Genomic DNA, 18,127 nt, shown 5'->3' on the forward strand with positions numbered 1-18,127 from the left:
CCCGTTGAATCGACGGCTGCAACTTAGGCAATTCTCCGTCCGTGTTAGTCTCATCAGCACCATCAGTAACTTGAGCACCACGATCTGGAGTGCCCGAATGCCCTTGCCGTACGGCCGTGACCTACGCCGGCGCCTCGGCATTCGAACCGTGCTGACCGCGGCGGCCACCGCCCTCGCCCTCGTCTGCGGACTCGCCCACGCCGGCGGGGCCCGGGCAGCGGACGGATACCCGTACGTCAATCTCGGTGACAGCTACAGCGCAGGCGCATCGGTATTCCCCCAGGCGACGAATGCGGCAATGTTCTGTTCGAACTCGCTGGTCAACTACTCCCATCTCGTCGCGGAGAGACGCGGGCTCTCGGTCGCCGACGTCAGTTGCTCAGGCGCGTCGACCGAAGACCTGACCCAGGCGCAACACTTGTGGCAGGGACCGCAGATCACCGCGGTGGGGTCGGCCACCCGCTTGATCACCTTGACGATCGGCGCGAACAACAACGGGCTCTTCAGCTTCTCGACCTCGGCTTGCCAGCAGGCCTGGCTGGCGGCGCCGCTGTCGGCCACCCCGTGCCGCGACAAGTTCGGCACCTCGTTTGTCGACAGGATCAACTCCGCGACCTACCCCGACCTCGTGAACGCGTTGCGCATCATCAAACGCGCCGCGCCGCGAGCCCGCGTCCTTCTCGTGGGGTATCCGCAGATCTTCCCGGCGGTGGGCTCGGCGCTCTGCTCGGCGTCTCTGCTCACGACGCCCGGAGACACCGAATACCTACACCGGGCCTTCGCCGCCCTCAATGACGCCATGCGCCGCGCCGCCGCAGCCACGCGCGCAACCTATGTGGACATGACCAAGGTCTCCGCAGGCCACGACGCCTGCGCGGGCGATCGGCGATGGGTCGAGCCGACGTTGGGTGCGGTCAGCTTCCCGGCGATGCACGCCAATGCACTCGGTCAGCGGGCGATGGCCGACCAGGTCGTGGCCGCACTGCGCTGAGGGGCCGCCTCGAGTACCTGCTCGCCCGGTGCGGCGATCGGGCTGGTCCGTGTCCGACGTCTCGCGGCTCGCACCCTGGGACGGGCCCTGCCCGTTCGGGCAGTGCGCAACCCTGGCCAACTCGGTTGCAACGTTGCTCGCCTTAATGTCAGGCGTCACGTTCACGGACCAGTGTGGCCTGGATAACTGGGTCTAGGTCCTTCTCCCGAGGAGGCCGGTTTGGCTATCGACGAATCGAAGAGTTCGCACCACACCGGTGGCGTGGACAGTCACGCAGAATCGGCGGACTATCTGGCGAAGCGTCAACTCAAGGGCGGCACCGCCGGGTGGCTGCTGCTCGCCGGTCTGGGTGTGAGTTACGTGGTCTCCGGCGACTATTCGGGATGGAACTTCGGCCTCGGACACGGCGGCTTCGGCGGCCTGGCGATCGCCGCGGTCATCATCGCCGCGATGTACTTGTGCCTGGTGCTGGGGATGGCTGAGCTGTCCTCGGCTCTTCCAGCGGCTGGAGGTGGTTACACGTTCGCCCGCCGGGCACTCGGTCCATGGGGCGGATTCGCCACGGGCACGGCGATTCTGATCGAGTATTCGATCGCGCCGGCAGCGATCGCGACGTTCATCGGCGCCTACGTCGAGTCGTTGAACCTGTTCGGTATCACCGACGGCTGGTGGGTCTATCTGGTCGTGTACATGATCTTCATCGGAATCCATCTGTCCGGCGCAGGCGAGGCGTTGAAGGTGATGTTCGCGATCACTGCCATCGCGTTGGTCGGTCTGGTCATCTTTGCGATCACTGCCATCGGCCACTTCGAGATCGGCAACCTCACCGACATCGCACCCACGGACGCAGCCGGGTCGTCGTCGTTCCTGCCGTTCGGTTACATCGGGATCTGGGCGGCCATTCCGTTCGCGATCTGGTTCTTCCTGGCGATCGAAGGTGTACCGCTGGCGGCCGAAGAGACCGCCGACCCCGAACGAAACGTTCCGCGGGGCATCATCGCTGCGATCAGCGTCCTTCTCATCACCTGTGTCACCGTGCTGTTCCTGACGACCGGCGCAGGTGGTGCAGGTCCGATGTCGGAGTCGGGAAATCCGCTGGTCGAGGCACTGGGTGATTCGTCGATGGCCAAGGTGGTCAACTACATCGGGCTTGCCGGTCTGGTCGCGAGCTTCTTCTCGATCATCTATGCCTACTCGCGCCAGCTGTTCGCACTCTCACGAGCTGGTTACCTGCCGACGGTGTTGTCGGTGACCAACCGACGCAAGGCCCCCACGCTAGCGCTGATCGTGCCCGGGATCATCGGCTTCCTGCTGTCGCTCACCGGCAAAGGCGACCTCCTGTTGAACATGGCTGTCTTCGGTGCCGCCTCGAGCTATGTGTTGATCATGGTCAGCCACATCGTTCTACGGCGCCGCGAACCAGATATGAAGCGCCCGTACCGCACCCCCGGCGGCGTCGCGACCACGGGCTTCGCACTCGTCGTCGCAGTCATCGCGGTCATCGCGACTTTCCTCGTCGACGTGGTGGCAGCCTTGTGCTGCCTCGGAGTGTTCGCCCTGTTCATGCTCTACTTCGCCCTGTACAGCCGACACCGGCTCGTCGCGAACTCGCCCGACGAGGAATTCGCAGCGCTCGCCGAAGCGGAGGACGACCTACGATGATCTACACCCAGTCGATCTCGGGTACGACCTACACCTTCGACGGACTCGTCGAACTGATGGCCAAGGCCACCCCCCGCCGCTCCGGCGATGAACTCGCCGGGTGTGCTGCCGAGTCCGATGCCGAACGCGCCGCTGCGGCATGGCAACTCGCAGATCTACCCTTGACGACCTTCCTCGAAGAACAGGTCGTTCCGTATGAGACCGATGAGGTCACCCGACTGATCATCGACACCCACGACCGGGTGGCGTTCCAGTCGATCGCGCACCTGACCGTCGGCGGACTGCGTGACTGGTTCCTCGAAACCGCGGTTCGCGACGACGGTGCCGCTCGAATTGCCGCTGTGGCAGCAGGTTTGACCCCCGAAATGGTTGCCGCCGTATCGAAGATCATGCGCAACCAGGACCTGATCCTGGTTGCCTCAGCCGCGACCGTCACCGCAGCTTTCCGCACCACAGTCGGCCTGCCGGGACGCATCAGCACCCGACTGCAACCCAACCACCCCACCGACGATCCTCGCGGCATCGCGGCGGCGACTCTGGACGGATTGTTGATGGGATGCGGAGACGCGGTGATCGGCATCAACCCGGCTACCGACTCGCCGCACGCGACCTCGGAGCTGCTGTACCTGCTCGACGACATCCGACAACGCTTTCAGATCCCGACGCAATCCTGCGTTCTGTCACACGTCACCACCACTGTGGACCTGATCGAGAAAGGGGTACCGGTCGACCTGGTCTTCCAATCGATCGCTGGAACCGAGGGCGCCAACCGCAGTTTCGGAGTCGACATCGCGATGTTGCGAGAAGCCAACGAAGCGGGCCACTCTCTGCACCGCGGCACCGTCGGTGACAACGTCATGTACCTCGAGACCGGGCAGGGATCCGCGCTGTCGGCGAATGCGCATCTCGGCACCGGCGGCAAACCCGTCGATCAGCAAACACTGGAAACCCGTGCGTATGCCGTGGCGCGTGACCTCGAACCTCTCCTGATCAACACCGTCGTCGGCTTCATCGGACCCGAATACCTCTACGACGGGAAACAGATCATTCGCGCCGGTCTCGAAGACCACTTCTGCGGGAAGATCCTCGGTCTCCCGATGGGTGTCGACGTCTGCTACACCAACCATGCCGAAGCAGACCAAGACGACATGGACACTCTGCTGACCCTGCTCGGTGTCGCCGGCGCCGCGTTTGTCATCGCCGTCCCTGGCGCCGACGACGTCATGCTCGGCTATCAAAGCCTGTCCTTCCACGACGCGCTCTACGTGCGTCAGGCACTCGGCCTCCGTCCCGCTCCGGAATTCGAGGCCTGGCTGGCCGGACTCGGTATGGCCGACACCGACGGACGCATCCTGCCCGTCGACGTGCTCGACTCTCCCCTGCGTGCACTGAGTGCGGCCCGATGAACGCCCGCCAACCGGCCGAGGACCATTGGGCTGGACTGCGACTGACCACCCGAGCACGGATCGGATTGGGCCGGGCCGGGAATTCACTCCCCTCGCGTCGAGTACTCGAGTTCAAGGCTGCCCACTCCGCAGCCCGCGACGCCGTGCACGAACCGCTCGACGTGGCCGACCTCAACGATCAGATCAGTGATCTCGACATCGAGCCAGCACTCCATGTGCACAGCGAGGCCGGCTCCCGAAGTGAGTACCTGCGGCGACCAGATCTCGGGCGACGGCCCGCGGATCTGTCTCACCTGCCCGACACCGGAGCCGACCTCGCCATCGTGCTCGCCGACGGACTCTCACCGCGTGCGCTCGCCGACCACGGACGAGGATTGCTCGAAGCGCTCCTCGACACCCTCGCCCCGCGCTACTCCCTCGCTCCCCCGGTGATCGCAACCCAAGCGCGCGTCGCCCTCGGCGACCACCTCGGCGAAGCCCTCCGCGCCCAGACGATGATCATGATCATCGGCGAACGCCCCGGCCTATCGGTCGCCGACAGTCTCGGTATCTACCTCACCCATCTCCCGCGAGCCGGACGCAGTGACGCAGACCGCAACTGCATCTCCAACATCCACCCGCCCGACGGCCTCGACTACACAACCGCCGCCGCGATCACCGCGGCCCTGGTCGACGGCGCTCGCAAACTCGGGAGATCCGGAGTCGCGCTCAAGGACACCTCACGCGACCAACTCACCGGCAGTGATGCACGAATCCTGGACGGCTAGATGAAGTGACCTGAGAGGTTGCTGGGCGTGCCTGCTCGAATGGCGATCGCGGGCTACGCGGACTCGGGTGACCGCCACGTCGAGGCCTTCCTCGGACTGTTCGACCGGCTCGACGCCTACTTTGCTGAGGTCATCGGGGCGGCGACGTCCTCAGAGGAACATCCGTCGCGGCATCCGTCGGACTGAGGGTGCAACCCCGCTGCAGATCGAAAAGCCATGTGCCGTAGTCTTTTCTCACGTGAATTCCGCTGCTGACGATGCTTTCATGACCGACCTCACTTCGCGCGTGTGCGTGTGGTGCTCGTCCACCGAGGACATCGCCGAGTTCCGTGGTGAGCCGCGGTGCGGGCGCTGCCGCACTGCAGAACAGACCATTGCTGCGGCCCGCGAGTTCGTCGGTTTGTACGGTCTGCGGCCCCTGGGTGGATCGCTCGCATCGGAGGATGAGGAAGAGCACGAGCACCGGGTGGCCGCTCGCGAGGCCCGTGCGCTGCTGAGCCAGACCCGCTCGCACACCCCTCCGCGTGCCAAGTCTCGAACCGGGCAGCGCGTCACGACCCGCACCACGACCACCGCTCCGAAGGCGAGCACCAAGGCGCCTGCGACCAGGACGCAGAATGACAAGTCCGGAGTCACCCGCCCCGACCGCGCCGAGCTCATGAGCCGCGCCGAGAACCTGCTGGCGCAGCTCGCGGAGATCGAGGAACGCTTGTCGATCGCGCAGAAGGACTCCGGCTTGAGCGGCAAGGCCAAGGTGTCGGACCTGACCGCGAAGCGGGATTCCGTCCTGCGTACGCTCGCCGCTCTGGAGAAGGCGAACCGGGCGCTGGAGCCGGCCTGACCCCAACCGCTGGGGGTTTCGTCGGCCGGAAACAATGAGTCGCAACCTGTTCGGTCTCCTCGTACCTGAGCCCGCCCACCGACCGTCATCAACGCACACCGGCCGTGCATCGGTCGGTTCCCCTGCGTAGTCGTCGACGACGCGTAGCATTCGGGTCGCACCTGCAGCAGCGCGGGACCGCGCAGGGGCGGTGCGTGGCGCCTGCCCCGCGTTCCGAGAGGAATGGCGATGACTGCGAACCAGCGGGACCACGAGGACGACCGACGCGCGGCCGGTCGCGCGGACGGCCCCCTCGAACAGCAACTCGAGGAGAGCTTCGACGAAGTCGTGACCGAGGGCACCGAACGCCTGTACCGGGCGGTGCGCACAGTTCTCATCACCGGCTTCTTCGGTGGGCTGGAGGTCGGACTCGGCGTCATGGCGATGCTGGCCGTCGTCCACGAAACCGGCAGCCACCTCCTGGGAGGCCTCGCCTTCAGCATCGGACTCATCGCGATATACCTCGCGCACAGCGAGCTGTTCACCGAGGACTTCCTGATGCCCATCGCCGCGGTGGTGGCGCGTAAGGGGTCTGTTCTTCAGCTGATCAAGCTCTGGGTCGGCACACTGCTCGCCAACCTCCTCGGAGGTTGGGTCATCATGTGGCTGATCACGCGATCGTTTCCGGAATGGAACGAGACCCTGTCGGAGTCGGCACACCACTTCGTCGACGCCCCGCTGTCGTTGCAGAGCATTTGTCTGGCGGTACTCGGTGGAGCCGTCATGACTCTCCTGACCCGGATGCAGCAGGGCACGTCGTCCGACCCGGCCAAGATCGCGGCGACTGTCGGAACAGCGTTTCTGCTGGCGGGTCTACAGCTGTTCCACTCCGTCCTCGACTCGCTGCTCATCTTCGGAGCGATCCAGGTCGGCGGCGGGGTCACCGTCGTCGGGTGGTTGTCATGGTTCTGGTACACCGTCGTGTTCAACATCATCGGCGGCATCGTGCTGGTGACGGCCTTGCGCCTGCTCCGGACCAAGGAACTGGTCGAGCAGGAACGCCAAGCGCCCGGGCCCGACTCCGACCGCAACGACGTGCCCTCAGGCAGGAAGTGAGTACTACCCCGTCGACGGCGTGTTCGCGAGTTCGACGGCCCTACGCAGAGTCTCCCGGTCGACGACATCGGCGGCATTCATCGGTCCGGTCAGGACGCCCGACTCGGTAGCGATGTCGATCATGAATTCCACACTCTCGTCGGAGAGCCCGCCGTCTGCTGTCCAGAACGGATACTTCTGGATGAGGTCGTAGAGCTCTCTGAGTGACTGGTCGGACGGCGGTTCTTCGACGTACGCGCCGACCGCAGCCCGGAAGACGGCGAAGTCGCTCTTCAGTTCCTTCATCGCCCGCAGCGTGGTGGCGCAGTACTGCGCGGCCAGTTCACGATTCTGTGCGAGCCAGTCCGCCTCGGCGGCTTGGGCCACCTTGACGAAACCGGGGGAGTTTTCGTAAAGGGTGGCGATCAGGACCGGCCGGTTCACCGTTGAGTGGGCGGCGTCGTACTGCGTGTCGTGGATGACGGTGGCGTCGAGCTGTCCTGTAGCCCACGCTTCGGTTCGGGCGCTTGAGCTTTCGATGATCTTCGGATTCGGGATCTCGTGGACGTCCCGGGGCTCGCCGATGCCGCTCAACAGCGCGTTGAGGACGATGGCGCCGGCGCCGCCCGGGCTGTCGATGCCCACGCGGGTCGACGTCTCGAACAGCTGGCCGGCCGTGTTCACACCGTTCGCGCCGGCCAGAACGAAGTCGTCCATGCTGACGTACGGGCAGAACACCTTGAGGTCCTCGCCCCGTTTCCGCGCATCGAGAATCGCGGAGAACGACGTCGCCAGAACCTCGGCATCGGCGTCGGACGAGGTCTTCACCGCGTCGGTGTGCGTGTCGGTGATCGTGACGTTCTGTTCGACGCTGAGGTTCAGCCCGAGGTCCCCGCCGTAGTGGTCGACGCCGTAGACCAATGGGATCTGCGACGCCTGTGGAGGCGAACCCAGCACAATCTGCAGCGACTCCCCTGTGCTCGCGTCGGATTCTTGGTTGCACGCAGAGCTGACAATTGCCAGACCGCTGACGGCTATGGCGGCGATCAGGCGCGTCGTACGACACCGACGACCTCTCGTTGACATCCGGTACCTCTTCCGCGGTATTCGATCGTTCCGGAGCGGCGTTTGCTGCGGAGTCGCCCGTGCGGAGATACCCGAATCCCTCGGCATTGGGTTCAGGTGAACATACGTCAGCTCAACACCGGTGGTGGGCAATCCGTGGAGAAGTGTCGAAACGTCGTGCGACGCAGAAGTTCACGGGTCAGCCGAGCGGGGCCTTCAGTCCGTGCAGGATCGTGCCGATGAGTCGCTCGAAGTAGTTCTCGCGCTCGGCTTCGGGTAACAACCCCAGCGGTCCCTTGATGCAGAGTTCGGCGAATCCGTGAACCGCTGCCCAACAGACGATCTCGGAGTCCGGGCGGCGTTCCGGCGGGATCTCCCCGACTGCCACCATCTCGTCGAGGACGCTGTGCAGGATGGCGTACGGGCCGTCGCGGCGCGCGGACACGTCCGGATTGACACCCGGTCGCGAGAACTCGGCGTGGAACGCCACCTGGAACAGATGCGGTTCGTCGATCGCGAAGAGGGCATAGGCACGTGCGGTCTCCCGGAACCGGGATCGTGCGACCTCCCCGGGGGCCTGGTCGTCGGGAACCGTCGCGATCCGCTCGCGCATCAAGTCGGCGAGTGTTGCGAGGGCACGATCGGCGATCGACGTCATCAGCTCCTGGCGGTCCGCGAAATGCCGGTAGGCAGCGTTGTGGGAAACGCCGGCGCGACGCGCCGCCTCGCGGACGGTCACCTTCTCTGGCGCGCTGGTGCGCGCCAGCTCCCACGCCTCGTCGATGAGGGCATTGCGAAGGTTGCCGTGGTGGTAGGTGCTGCGCTCCGATGCCATGGCGGTCACTCTACCGACGCGTGTGCAGTCCTCCTACCTGGGTGAACGCGACACGGGCAACATGTGTGCCAACGGATGTTGACAAGGACAACATCGTGGGCCATTCTCATGTTGACAGCGCCAACACGTGGCAATCGTCACACCGGGGGCAGCCCAACCCGAGGAGGAAGTCATGGCCAGCGTCACCTTCGTCACCCACGACGGCGAAAAGCAGGAGGTCCCGTTCGTCGAGGGACAGAACCTGATGCAAGTAGCGACCGACAACGGCGTGTCGGGAATCGACGGTGACTGCGGGGGCGACGCCGCCTGCGGCACCTGCCACGTCATCGTCGAGCAGCAGTGGGCCGCCGCGGCCGGCAGCCGCACTGTCGCCGAAGAGCAGATGCTCGAGATGAATCCCGACTGCCAGGCGACGTCGCGTCTGTCGTGCCAGATCGCGCTGAACGCCGAGCACGACGGCCTCATCGTCAATCTTCCCGAATTCCAGTTCTGAACCGATCGGAGAACCACTGATGCAGATCCTCGACCGCGTCGTTGAGACGGTGCAGGCGAACATCCCGCTGGACCGTCAGGTTCAGGGCCTCCAGCTCTTCCACAAGACGCGTGCTCGCCTGCTCGGCGAGTCGCGGCCGGAAACCTATGTGGAGCAGCCTATCCCGCCGGTCAACGAAGTCGGTCTGGACGAGATCGACATGAGCAACCCGTTCATGTACCGGCAGGGGCAGTGGGTTCCCTACTTCGCTCGCCTCCGCGCCGAGGCGCCGGTCCACTATCAGCCGGAAAGCCGGTTCGGCCCGTTCTGGTCGATCACCCGCTACGACGACATCATGACAGTCGACAAGGACCACGAGACCTTCTCGGCCGAACCCTTCATCGTGATCGGCACTCCCCCACCGGGCCTCGACGTCGAGATGTTCATCGCGATGGACCCGCCGCGGCATGACGAGCAGCGTCGCGCCGTTCAGGGCGTCGTCGCCCCGAAGAATCTCAAGGAGATGGAAGGGCTGATCCGGGAACGCGTGTGCGAGGTTCTCGACAACCTTCCCGTCGGCGAACCGTTCAATTGGGTCGATCGCGTTTCGGTCGAGATCACCGCCCGGACCCTGGCGACCATCCTCGACTTCCCGTACGAGCAGCGGCGCAGTCTCGTCCGCTGGTCCGATCTCGCGTCCGGCAGCGAAGAGGCCACCGGCGGCGCCAGCGATCCCGACGAGGTGTACGCGGCAGCCCTGGAGATGACCCGTGCCTTCAGCGCGCTGTGGCACGACAAGGCCGCACGACGCGCCGCCGGCGAGGCACCGGGATTCGACCTCATCAGCATGCTGCAGTCCGATCCGAAGACCGCCGACCTAGTGAAGCGTCCGATGGAGTTCATCGGCAACCTGACGCTGCTGATCGTCGGCGGAAACGACACCACGCGCAACTCGATGTCGGGCGGTGTCTACGCACTGAACAAGTTCCCCGCCGAGTTCGAGAAGCTCAAGGCTGATCCGAGCCTGATCCCGAACATGGTGTCGGAGATCATCCGCTGGCAGACCCCGCTCGCGTACATGCGACGGGTCGCGAAGAAGGATGCGATTCTCAACGGCCAATTCATCCGCAAGGGCGACAAGCTGGTGATGTGGTACGCCTCGGGCAACCGGGACGAGACCAAGTTCGACAGCCCCGACGAACTCATCATCGACCGGCCGAACGCCCGCAACCACATGGCATTCGGTTTCGGTGTGCACCGGTGCATGGGCAACCGTCTCGCCGAACTGCAGCTGCGCATCCTCTGGGAAGAACTGCTGCAGCGCTTCGATGACATCAAGGTCATCGAGGAACCCGAGTACGTGCAGTCCAACTTCGTCCGTGGTTACAGCAAGCTGATGGTCGAACTCACGCCGAAGACACGGTCATGACCACGGGGCGTGCGGTCGTCGTCGGGGCCAGCCATGCCGGCGCCCAACTGAGTGCGCAGCTTCGGTCGTCGGGGTGGGACGGCGAGGTCGTCCTGGTCGGCGACGAGCCGTACCTGCCGTATCACCGTCCGCCGATGTCGAAGACGTACCTGGCGGACACCGTCGGGATCGACGACCTGCTGATCCGCGGCACCGAGTTCTACGACAAGCAGGACATCGAGGTTCGTCGTGCTCGAGTGGAACGCATCGACCGCGCCGAACAGCGCGTCGTCCTGACGAATGGCGAGTCGGTGTACTACGACCGGCTCGCCCTGTGTACCGGTGCTCGCCCAGTGCGCCTACGGATTCCGGGAGCCGACCTCGGCGGCGTGTACTACCTTCGGACGGCCGAGGACGTCGAGGCGATCCGCGCCGATGTTCCCGGCAGCAAGCGCGCCGTCATCGTGGGCGGCGGATACATCGGACTCGAGACAGCGGCATCGCTGCGCAAACTGGGTCTCTCTGTCACCGTCGTGGAGGCGGCCGACCGTGTCCTGCAGCGGGTCACCGCTCCGGAGGTCTCCGACTACTTCCGTCGAATCCACGAAGCAGAGGGCGTTCACATCCGGACCGGTGCGACCGTCGTCGGCTTCGAGGGCGACGACGACACAGATCGCGTGACGGGGGTACGCCTCGCCGACGGCGAGACTGTACCTGCGGATTTCGTGATCGTCGGGATCGGCGTCCGGCCGAACATCGAGCTCGCGCACGAAGCCGGGCTCGCCGTCGACGACGGCATCATCGTCGATGCGCACGGCCGCACGAGCGACCCCCACATCACCGCGGCCGGAGACTGCGTCGCGTATCACGATGAGCGGTACGGGAAGACGCGACTCGAGTCGGTGCCGAGCGCCGGTGAGCAGGCCAAGGTCGCCGCCGCCACCATGTGCGGCAAGGAGGCGACGATCTCGGCTCTTCCGTGGTTCTGGTCAGACCAATACGACCTCAAGCTGCAGATCGCCGGACTCAACACCGGGTACGACAGCGTCGTACTCCGCGGGGACCCGACGTCGGACCGCGAGTTCGCCTGCTTCTACCTGCGAGCGGGAGAACTGATCGCAGCCGACTGCGTCAATCGTCCGCAAGAGTTCATGTTCAGCAAACGTGTTCTGACACAGGGCCTGCCGGTCGATCGCGATGCACTTGCCGATCTCGACATACCGATCGCGTCTCAACTCGCGTCGGTTCGCAACAAGGCGACCGCATAGCGCGATCACCCCGGCCAACCGGTGACACGGCTGACCTGAGTCGCTGGACGACCGCTGCGGCAGTCGATCGAGCCCGTCGCCGACTGGCCTTCTCCAGCCCGGGCCCGGTTCCGGTCGATGTCGGCAGCCGTCAGCGTGATCTCACCGTGAGACGACATGACACCACGACCCAGAGACAAACCGCAGTTCGAAGCGTCACGTTGAGACAATCGCAGGTCGGATCGATGCCGTGATCGTATCGACCCTGCCGACACTGCTAGGTGCGCGGGACAACGGCATACACCCTTGTGGCGTGCATGATCTTGACGATCCGTATCCAGAACTGTCCGCTCTGACCCGAGCCGCTCCTGTCAGCCGTGTCGGTGACTCGAACTTCTATCTCGTCACGGGATGGGATGCGATCGCCGAGGCGGTAGCACGGCCCGAAGATTTCTCCTCCAACCTCACCGCGACGATGGTGTGGAAAGAGGGCGGCAAGGTCGAGGAGTACCCGATAGCCGAGTTGGGCTCCCCCATCCATGTGTTGGCCACGGTCGACGACCCGAGTCACAAAGCCCACCGTGCGATGGTCATGCCGTCGTTGGTGGCCAAGCGGGTTCGTGCACTCGAACCGTTCATCGACGTCACCGTCGAGCGCTTGTGGTCCGAAGGGCTCCGCGACGGCCGGATCGACTGGGTCGCCGCCGTCGCCCAACGTTTGCCGATGGCGGTTGTCGCCGAACTGCTCGGATCCCCACCGTCGACACCGCCGATCCTCATTGGGAGCGAAGCCTTCTCGTCCGCCGCCTCCGGTCGCTGGCCGTCCGAGTCCACGGCTGATGGGATCTCCGACTTCGGCCATCACGGCCCTGCTGCGCAGTTACGTTCAACGCTTGGATGGCGGTGACCTCACAGGTGTCGCAGAGCTCTTCGGCCGAGCGGAAGTGTTCGTCTCCGGCAACCGGGTCGGTGCGGGCAGCGTACACGGTGGTGCAGCACGGGCCGGACGGAGAGTACGTCGTCATGATCGGCCGACACCATGACACTTTCGTTGTCGACGACGGTGAGTGGCACTTCGCGAGTCGCGACTACGGCGACATCACCCACGTCGGCGACACCTCGATGCACCTTCGTTCCTGACGGATCCTCGCCGGCGCGCAGCGCAGGAAACTGGCTGACAACGACCTCTGTACGGACACGGCCGAGGCCCCGGTTTCGACACCGCAGAACGATGGTCCTCGCAGGTCACAGCCGCGGACGTCCGCCCCGTAGTCGTGGCGTGTGGCACACCACCGCGATGTCAGGGTCCAGCGAACGCCTCACCCATGTACGCGTTCTCGATCACCTCGGGTGTCGCGGCCAGCTCCGACGCATTGCCCTGCAGTACCTGATTTCCGTGCCGCATGACCATCGCGGTATCCGCGACACCAAGGGCGAGTTGAACGTGCTGTTCCACGAGAATCACTGCGGTGCCGGTGTTGTCGGCGACGGCGCGGACGATAGGCAGCAGGCGTTCGACGATGACCGGCGCCAGGCCCATGCTGAGTTCGTCGATCAGCAGGACCTTGGGGTGCTGCACGAGAGCCCGTCCGATCGCGAGCATCTGCTGCTCGCCTCCGGAGAGAGTGCACCGGCGGGCACCTTGAGCCGGTCGGCGAGCTGGGGGAAGGTCTCCACGATGGTGTCCCGTTCCGTCGGCCAGGAACGCCGAGACCTGACGGAGAGCCGAAGGTTCTCCTCGACGGTGAGCGAGGTGAACAACGAACGGTCGTCGGGAACCAACACCAGCCCGGCCTTCGCCGCGCTCCGTGCGTGTCCGGACTTCACCGTGTGACCGTCGATGGACACCTCGCCGGCCAGGCTCGGGAGCAACCCGGCCAGTGTCATCAGTACCGTCGTCTTGCCCGCGCCGTTGGGGCCGAGAAGTGCCAGCACCTCCCCCGCGGCGAGCTCGAGATCGAATCCTCGAACGCACGGGCGACCGGTGTATCCGGCATCCACGCCGGTGCAGGTGAGTACGTGGCTCATCCCTTCAGCTCCTCGCCGGTATGGGTGGCGCCGAGGTAGGCGCTCGTGACAGCGGGATCGTTGCGGATCTCGTCGGGGGTTCCGATGGCGATCACCTTGCCGAGGTCGAGGACGACGATCCGATCACACACTGCGAGAACCAGTTCCATGTCGTGGTCGATCATCACGACGGTCACCCCAGCATCGCGGATCGCGCGGAGGCGGTGTCCGAGCCACAGGCTCTCGGTGCTGTCGAGTCCGGCGGCAGGTTCGTCGAGCAGGACCACCCGGGGGCGGCCGGCGAGTGCCCGGGCGACCGAGACGAGTTGTCGCTGCCCCTGCGAGAGTTCCTTCACCTGGCGATCGACCACCGGGGTGAGGTGCAACAGCTCGAAGAGGCGGTCCAGGTCCTCGTCCCCCAGCGTCGCGGTGTCCGGGCGATGCCGGGCGGCGGTGGTTCCGACCGCGACGTTCTCACGGACCGACAGGTCGTCGTACAGTTCGATCCCCTGGAACGTGCGACCCAGGCCGTGGCGGCTGCGCTGATAGGGGCGCTGCCCGTCGAGGCTGTCACCCTCCAGGGTCACGCTGCCGGTCGCGTCGGCGAACCCGCTGATGGCGTCGATGAACGTGGTCTTCCCGGCACCGTTGGGACCGATCAGGCCGATGATCTCCCCGTCCCGCACGTCGAACGACACATCGTCGACGGCGGTGACGCCGCCGTACCGGACGCCGATTCCCTTGGACGACAGGATGACTTCCCCAGGCGCGCGAGGCCCCTCGGCGTTCTTGGTGTCGGCCTCGGACGAGATGGTGAGGTCGAGTTCGGCCTCGGTGTCCCGATGGCCGGAGATCCTGGCGCGCAACCAGTTCGCCGCCTTGTGGACCTCGGAGATGATGCCCTCGGGGTTGGCGATGATGGTGATGACCAGGAGCACGCCGGTGATGACGTGGTAGTAGGTGCCCAGGTTGACCGTGCGATCGAGCAGCACGAACAGGATGCCGCCGGCGCCCATGATGCCCGCGAGGACGCCGCCGGAGACGCAGGTGACGCCGGCCAGGTACACCAGTGCGAACATGCCGATTCCGGCGATGGCGGCATAGGATTCGGGAACCACCACCGTCTGTTGATAGGCCATGAGGGAGCCGCCGATCCCGGCGATGAACGCGCCGATTGCGAAGGCCACCAGTTTTGTTCGTGACACGTTGACCCCGGCGGCGGCGGCGGAGCGTTCGTTGGCGCGAACGGCCAGCATCGAGGCACCCAGACGACTGGTCCGCAGCCGGGCGACGCCCAGGCCGACCAGCGTCAGGACGATCAGACACAGGATGCCGAATGCGATGTTGGGATAGGTACTTCCGGAGCCGATGCCGAGGTCGAGACCGAACAGCGACGGATCCTGGACGACCGCCCCGTCGATCCCACCGTTGAACTCGTTGTTGCGGAACCAGAACGCCTCCAGGAACACCGCGAGACTGAGCGTCACGACCGCGACCGGCAAGCCCCGGATCCGCAGTGCCGGGAGTCCGACGACGACACCCACCACCGTCGCCACCAGAGCCGCCAACACCGGCGCGATCGGGAACGGAACGGCCCCAATCGGTGGTCAGGCGCGACATCGTGTACGCGGCGACTCCCGCAAGGGTCAACTGCGCCAACGAGATCTGACCGGCGAACCCGGTGACCACCACTTGCGACAGGGCGATGATCGCCACCGTGAAGGTGACGATGACCGCGCCTCGGATACTGCCCTCGGTGAAGATCAGGAACCCGAGGGCGACCACGATACCGACGATGGCGGGGATCAACAGGTTTCGTGGTCGCGGTGCGGCGCCCAGAGTGTTCTGGATGATGGCACCACGGGTCGGCAGGGGTTTGCCGCGCACCACCAGGAAGATCAGGATCATCGCCAGGGGTATGAGCTCGGCCATCCCGGACTGTGGCATCCAGCTGACGGATGCCTGGAGATGTGTCATCTCCGACTGCAAGACACCGATTCCCAGACCGGCGGCGACCGCCGGACCGATCGCGGAGAAGTTGGCGACCAGCGCCGCGGCGAGGGCCGGCACGATGAAGAGCGTGTAGGACACCGGGATCAGCGGGACGGTCGGGGCGATCAGGATGCCTGCCAGACCTGCGATCATCGTCGACAGTGCCCAGTTGGCGTAGGCGATGCGCTCGGGTGACAGGCCCGCGACGATTGCGCCCTTCTCCGATTCGGCGGCTGCCCGGGTGGCCAGACCGAATCGGGTCAGGCGGAAGGCGAGGATCAACAGCACCGTCAGCACGACGACCAGTGCCGCGATCCACACGCGATCGGCGGGAACGCGGATGTCTCCGATCTCGATGATGTCGGTGGGCAGGATCGCATCCACCGACACCGGGCTGGTGCCCACCCGGGCGGCGAGCAGAGCCTGGATCACCAACATCACGGCGATCGAGGCGACCGCCTTGGCCGTGGCTGGTGCGGTCCTGAGCATTCGGAACACGCAGAGATAGAGAAGGGCGCCGAGGCCGGCGGCGATCAGGAGTGCGATCACCATGGCGGGTGCCAATCCCAGGGGTCCCCCGAGATCAATTGTCTTGGGGAACCCCGGGATCGGGATGAGAAGCTCGCCGTCGCGCAGGTACGCGTACGTGTACGCGATGTACAGCGCGATGGCACCGGTGGCGAAGTTCACCACACCCGAACTCCGATAGGTCATGACCAGGGCCAGTGCCAATGCTGCGTAGACAGCGCCGTTGCCGAGCCCTAGGAGCAAGAACTGAATATCTTGGGTCATCTACCGACTTCCGGATGATCGTGCGGGTGTGGTGAACGTTCGTCAGGTCAGACGAGCTGGGGGTCGACGAGCTCGCCGTTTTCGAAGGTCTCGACGATTCCTCCGCTGCCGCACACCGAGACCATGCCGGGCATCGCCTTGCCGTCGCAGGTGAACTTGAGACCGTAACCGGCCGGCAGGACAACGTCCTTGGCGGACTTGATCGCGGCGGTCAACGCGGCCGGCGACGTGTCCGTCCCCTGGACCGACTCGGTTGCGCGGACCAGGCCGAGCATGCCCTGGTAACCGATGATCGCGAATCCTTCGATGTCGGTGTCGGGCGCGTACTTGGCCATGATCGCCTTGTAGAGCTGCGTCTCGGGATCGTCGGCGTTGATGACCGAGGCGGTGAAGACCTTGGTGCCGTTGAGGTTCTGGTTGCCGACCGCTTCCACCACGGCCGGATCGGAGCACGGCTGGATGGTCATCTTCTCGGCCGTCGTCGATACCGTGCCCAGTGCCTTGAACACCGATGTGCAGAGGGTGGATTCACCGATGACGACCAAACCGTCGGGGTTGTCGCCGAGGCCCGCGCTCACCTGCGGAGTGGCGTCCGGGGTGCCCGGCGGGATCGGAACGACCTTGAGGTTGACTCCCGCGGCCTGGAAGGCGGGGGCGCCCATCGCCTGGACACCGGCGGTCGCTGCCGGGACTCGATGACGTAGGCCGTGACGTTCTTCATGCCCTGGTTGGCGGAGTACTTCGCCATCGAGGTGAGCGCGCCGGGCAGGCCTGCGGTCCACATGAACGCGCCGTCGGTGGTCAGCTCCGACGATGCCTGACCCGCTGCGGAAACGTAGGGAATGCCGGCCCCGGTGATGATCGGGACCATCGAATTGCCCTGGCCGCTACTGGTCATGAGGACGGCAGAGACCTTGGCCTCCACCATCTTGTTGGCACAGTCTCGGGCCTGATTGGCGTCTTCACCTTGCTTGCAGATGACCAGTTCGATGGGCCGGCCACCGATTCCGCCGAGGTTCTCGTTGGCGTACTGGACGACGGCTTCGGCCGATTCCCGGTTCTCGGGCATCGAGATGGCCTGTCCGCCCTCGTTGTTGATGAGACCGATCTTCACCGGCTCGCCACTGGCCGCAGTCCCAGGGAAGGAACCCTCCGGTGCGGCGACGCTCTCCGACGCGGAGCCGTCACCGCTGTCGTCGCTGCCACATGCAGCTGTCGCACTGAGCGCGACCACCGCGAACGATGCGGCCACCACTTTGGCGACGCGCGAGCCTCTGAACGGTTTCATCGGTGTGTCCTTTTCAATTGGGGATCAGGAACGGCGCCGCCGTCCTCTGTCACTTAGATGACTAAGTGGCATTGGGTAACTATATGGGCGTCGAGTGACCTGTGTCACCAAAATCGAAGGACGGGCGATTGACCCATAGCCGGTGCGCTGACCAGTGGGTTCGAGGGTGGAAGCTACGAGTGGGTCGACAAGGCCGGCTCTAGTCTGTGTCGCGGAGGAGCTGCATCCGGCTCATCATGCGGATGCGAAGATGCTCCATTTGCTATACGTCTATGCCCAT

General features: G+C 65.2%; 17 protein-coding genes and 1 pseudogene. 11 read left to right on the forward strand and 7 right to left on the reverse strand.

What is annotated here, in order from left to right:
• The first annotated feature begins 97 nt into the window (after positions 1–97).
• The 7 genes from PWF70_RS11665 to PWF70_RS11695 all read left to right on the forward strand — a co-directional run bounded on the left by PWF70_RS11665 (position 98) and on the right by PWF70_RS11695 (position 6,762).
• On the forward strand, positions 98–991 hold the full coding sequence (locus PWF70_RS11665) for an SGNH/GDSL hydrolase family protein (RefSeq protein ID WP_035752385.1): 894 nt from the start codon (positions 98–100) through the stop codon (positions 989–991).
• 219 nt (positions 992–1,210) lie between these two features.
• Complete coding sequence (gene eat, locus PWF70_RS11670) at positions 1,211–2,653, forward strand: ethanolamine permease (RefSeq protein ID WP_006357610.1); 1,443 nt, start codon at positions 1,211–1,213, stop codon at positions 2,651–2,653.
• Entirely contained in the window at positions 2,650–4,059 is a 1,410-nt protein-coding gene (locus PWF70_RS11675; RefSeq protein ID WP_006357609.1) for an ethanolamine ammonia-lyase subunit EutB, read from the forward strand. Before eat ends, PWF70_RS11675 begins: the two co-directional genes overlap by 4 nt.
• A complete protein-coding gene (gene eutC, locus PWF70_RS11680; RefSeq protein ID WP_035752387.1) occupies positions 4,056–4,826 on the forward strand; it encodes an ethanolamine ammonia-lyase subunit EutC in 771 nt (256 codons plus the stop codon). The genes PWF70_RS11675 and eutC overlap by 4 nt, the downstream gene beginning before the upstream one ends.
• 27 nt (positions 4,827–4,853) lie before the next feature.
• Positions 4,854–5,012: a hypothetical protein gene (locus PWF70_RS11685; RefSeq protein WP_155829487.1), complete on the forward strand. Its 159-nt coding sequence runs from the start codon at positions 4,854–4,856 to the stop codon at positions 5,010–5,012.
• Positions 5,013–5,091: 79 nt separating this feature from the next.
• Entirely contained in the window at positions 5,092–5,667 is a 576-nt protein-coding gene (locus tag PWF70_RS11690; protein ID WP_042376962.1) for a hypothetical protein, read from the forward strand.
• Between the two features lie 228 nt (positions 5,668–5,895).
• Positions 5,896–6,762: a formate/nitrite transporter family protein gene (locus PWF70_RS11695; protein ID WP_040004005.1), complete on the forward strand. Its 867-nt coding sequence runs from the start codon at positions 5,896–5,898 to the stop codon at positions 6,760–6,762.
• Between the two features lie 3 nt (positions 6,763–6,765).
• Here the strand turns inward: PWF70_RS11695 and PWF70_RS11700 are convergent, their stop codons facing one another.
• The gene (locus PWF70_RS11700) at positions 6,766–7,698 is read right to left on the reverse strand and encodes a substrate-binding domain-containing protein (protein WP_241548944.1); all 933 of its coding nucleotides are present in this window, start codon (positions 7,696–7,698) and stop codon (positions 6,766–6,768) included.
• A 307-nt stretch (positions 7,699–8,005) separates the two neighbouring features.
• On the reverse strand, positions 8,006–8,641 hold the full coding sequence (locus PWF70_RS11705) for a TetR/AcrR family transcriptional regulator (protein WP_040004000.1): 636 nt from the start codon (positions 8,639–8,641) through the stop codon (positions 8,006–8,008).
• Between the two features lie 172 nt (positions 8,642–8,813).
• Between PWF70_RS11705 and PWF70_RS11710 the strand changes: the two genes are divergently transcribed.
• From PWF70_RS11710 to PWF70_RS11725, 4 genes are all read left to right on the forward strand, one after another.
• Entirely contained in the window at positions 8,814–9,134 is a 321-nt protein-coding gene (locus PWF70_RS11710) for a 2Fe-2S iron-sulfur cluster-binding protein (RefSeq protein WP_006357602.1), read from the forward strand.
• Positions 9,135–9,153: 19 nt separating this feature from the next.
• The gene (locus tag PWF70_RS11715; RefSeq protein ID WP_006357601.1) at positions 9,154–10,542 is read left to right on the forward strand and encodes a cytochrome P450; all 1,389 of its coding nucleotides are present in this window, start codon (positions 9,154–9,156) and stop codon (positions 10,540–10,542) included.
• Positions 10,539–11,789: an NAD(P)/FAD-dependent oxidoreductase gene (locus PWF70_RS11720; RefSeq protein WP_006357600.1), complete on the forward strand. Its 1,251-nt coding sequence runs from the start codon at positions 10,539–10,541 to the stop codon at positions 11,787–11,789. The genes PWF70_RS11715 and PWF70_RS11720 overlap by 4 nt, the downstream gene beginning before the upstream one ends.
• 229 nt (positions 11,790–12,018) lie before the next feature.
• Positions 12,019–12,675, forward strand: a complete 657-nt coding sequence (locus PWF70_RS11725; RefSeq protein ID WP_286352966.1) for a cytochrome P450 family protein — start codon at positions 12,019–12,021, stop codon at positions 12,673–12,675.
• Between the two features lie 393 nt (positions 12,676–13,068).
• Here PWF70_RS11725 and PWF70_RS24220 read toward each other — a convergent pair whose 3' ends face one another.
• From PWF70_RS24220 to PWF70_RS24140, 5 genes and pseudogenes are all read right to left on the reverse strand, one after another.
• The gene (locus PWF70_RS24220) at positions 13,069–13,371 is read right to left on the reverse strand and encodes an ATP-binding cassette domain-containing protein (protein WP_006357597.1); all 303 of its coding nucleotides are present in this window, start codon (positions 13,369–13,371) and stop codon (positions 13,069–13,071) included.
• Positions 13,323–13,796, reverse strand: a complete 474-nt coding sequence (locus tag PWF70_RS11730; RefSeq protein WP_006357596.1) for an ATP-binding cassette domain-containing protein — start codon at positions 13,794–13,796, stop codon at positions 13,323–13,325. Before PWF70_RS11730 ends, PWF70_RS24220 begins: the two co-directional genes overlap by 49 nt.
• Positions 13,793–16,559 (reverse strand): annotated as a pseudogene (locus tag PWF70_RS11735) (ABC transporter permease subunit). The gene PWF70_RS11730 and the pseudogene PWF70_RS11735 overlap by 4 nt, the downstream one beginning before the upstream one ends.
• Before the next feature lie 47 nt (positions 16,560–16,606).
• Entirely contained in the window at positions 16,607–17,221 is a 615-nt protein-coding gene (locus PWF70_RS24135) for an ABC transporter substrate-binding protein (protein ID WP_336619232.1), read from the reverse strand.
• Positions 17,134–17,847 (reverse strand): ABC transporter substrate-binding protein, encoded by a 714-nt coding sequence (locus tag PWF70_RS24140; protein ID WP_006357593.1) that lies wholly within the window; start codon positions 17,845–17,847, stop codon positions 17,134–17,136. The genes PWF70_RS24135 and PWF70_RS24140 overlap by 88 nt, the downstream gene beginning before the upstream one ends.
• Between the last annotated feature and the right edge of the window lie 280 nt (positions 17,848–18,127).

Origin of the sequence: Gordonia sp. Swx-4 (genome assembly GCF_030316175.1) — a bacterium.
In the GTDB taxonomy this organism is placed as follows: domain Bacteria; phylum Actinomycetota; class Actinomycetes; order Mycobacteriales; family Mycobacteriaceae; genus Gordonia; species Gordonia alkanivorans.

Coding starts and splice junctions, on each gene's coding strand:
- PWF70_RS24220 (WP_006357597.1), bottom strand. CDS start 13,371: ATGCTCGCGATCGGACGGGCTCTCGTGCAGCACCCCAAGGTCCTGCTG.
- PWF70_RS11730 (WP_006357596.1), bottom strand. CDS start 13,796: ATGAGCCACGTACTCACCTGCACCGGCGTGGATGCCGGATACACCGGT.
- PWF70_RS11675 (WP_006357609.1), top strand. CDS start 2,650: ATGATCTACACCCAGTCGATCTCGGGTACGACCTACACCTTCGACGGA.
- PWF70_RS24135 (WP_336619232.1), bottom strand. CDS start 17,221: ATGGGCGCCCCCGCCTTCCAGGCCGCGGGAGTCAACCTCAAGGTCGTT.
- PWF70_RS11690 (WP_042376962.1), top strand. CDS start 5,092: ATGACCGACCTCACTTCGCGCGTGTGCGTGTGGTGCTCGTCCACCGAG.
- PWF70_RS11695 (WP_040004005.1), top strand. CDS start 5,896: ATGACTGCGAACCAGCGGGACCACGAGGACGACCGACGCGCGGCCGGT.
- eutC (WP_035752387.1), top strand. CDS start 4,056: ATGAACGCCCGCCAACCGGCCGAGGACCATTGGGCTGGACTGCGACTG.
- PWF70_RS11710 (WP_006357602.1), top strand. CDS start 8,814: ATGGCCAGCGTCACCTTCGTCACCCACGACGGCGAAAAGCAGGAGGTC.
- PWF70_RS24140 (WP_006357593.1), bottom strand. CDS start 17,847: ATGAAACCGTTCAGAGGCTCGCGCGTCGCCAAAGTGGTGGCCGCATCG.
- PWF70_RS11705 (WP_040004000.1), bottom strand. CDS start 8,641: ATGGCATCGGAGCGCAGCACCTACCACCACGGCAACCTTCGCAATGCC.
- PWF70_RS11720 (WP_006357600.1), top strand. CDS start 10,539: ATGACCACGGGGCGTGCGGTCGTCGTCGGGGCCAGCCATGCCGGCGCC.
- PWF70_RS11715 (WP_006357601.1), top strand. CDS start 9,154: ATGCAGATCCTCGACCGCGTCGTTGAGACGGTGCAGGCGAACATCCCG.
- PWF70_RS11665 (WP_035752385.1), top strand. CDS start 98: ATGCCCTTGCCGTACGGCCGTGACCTACGCCGGCGCCTCGGCATTCGA.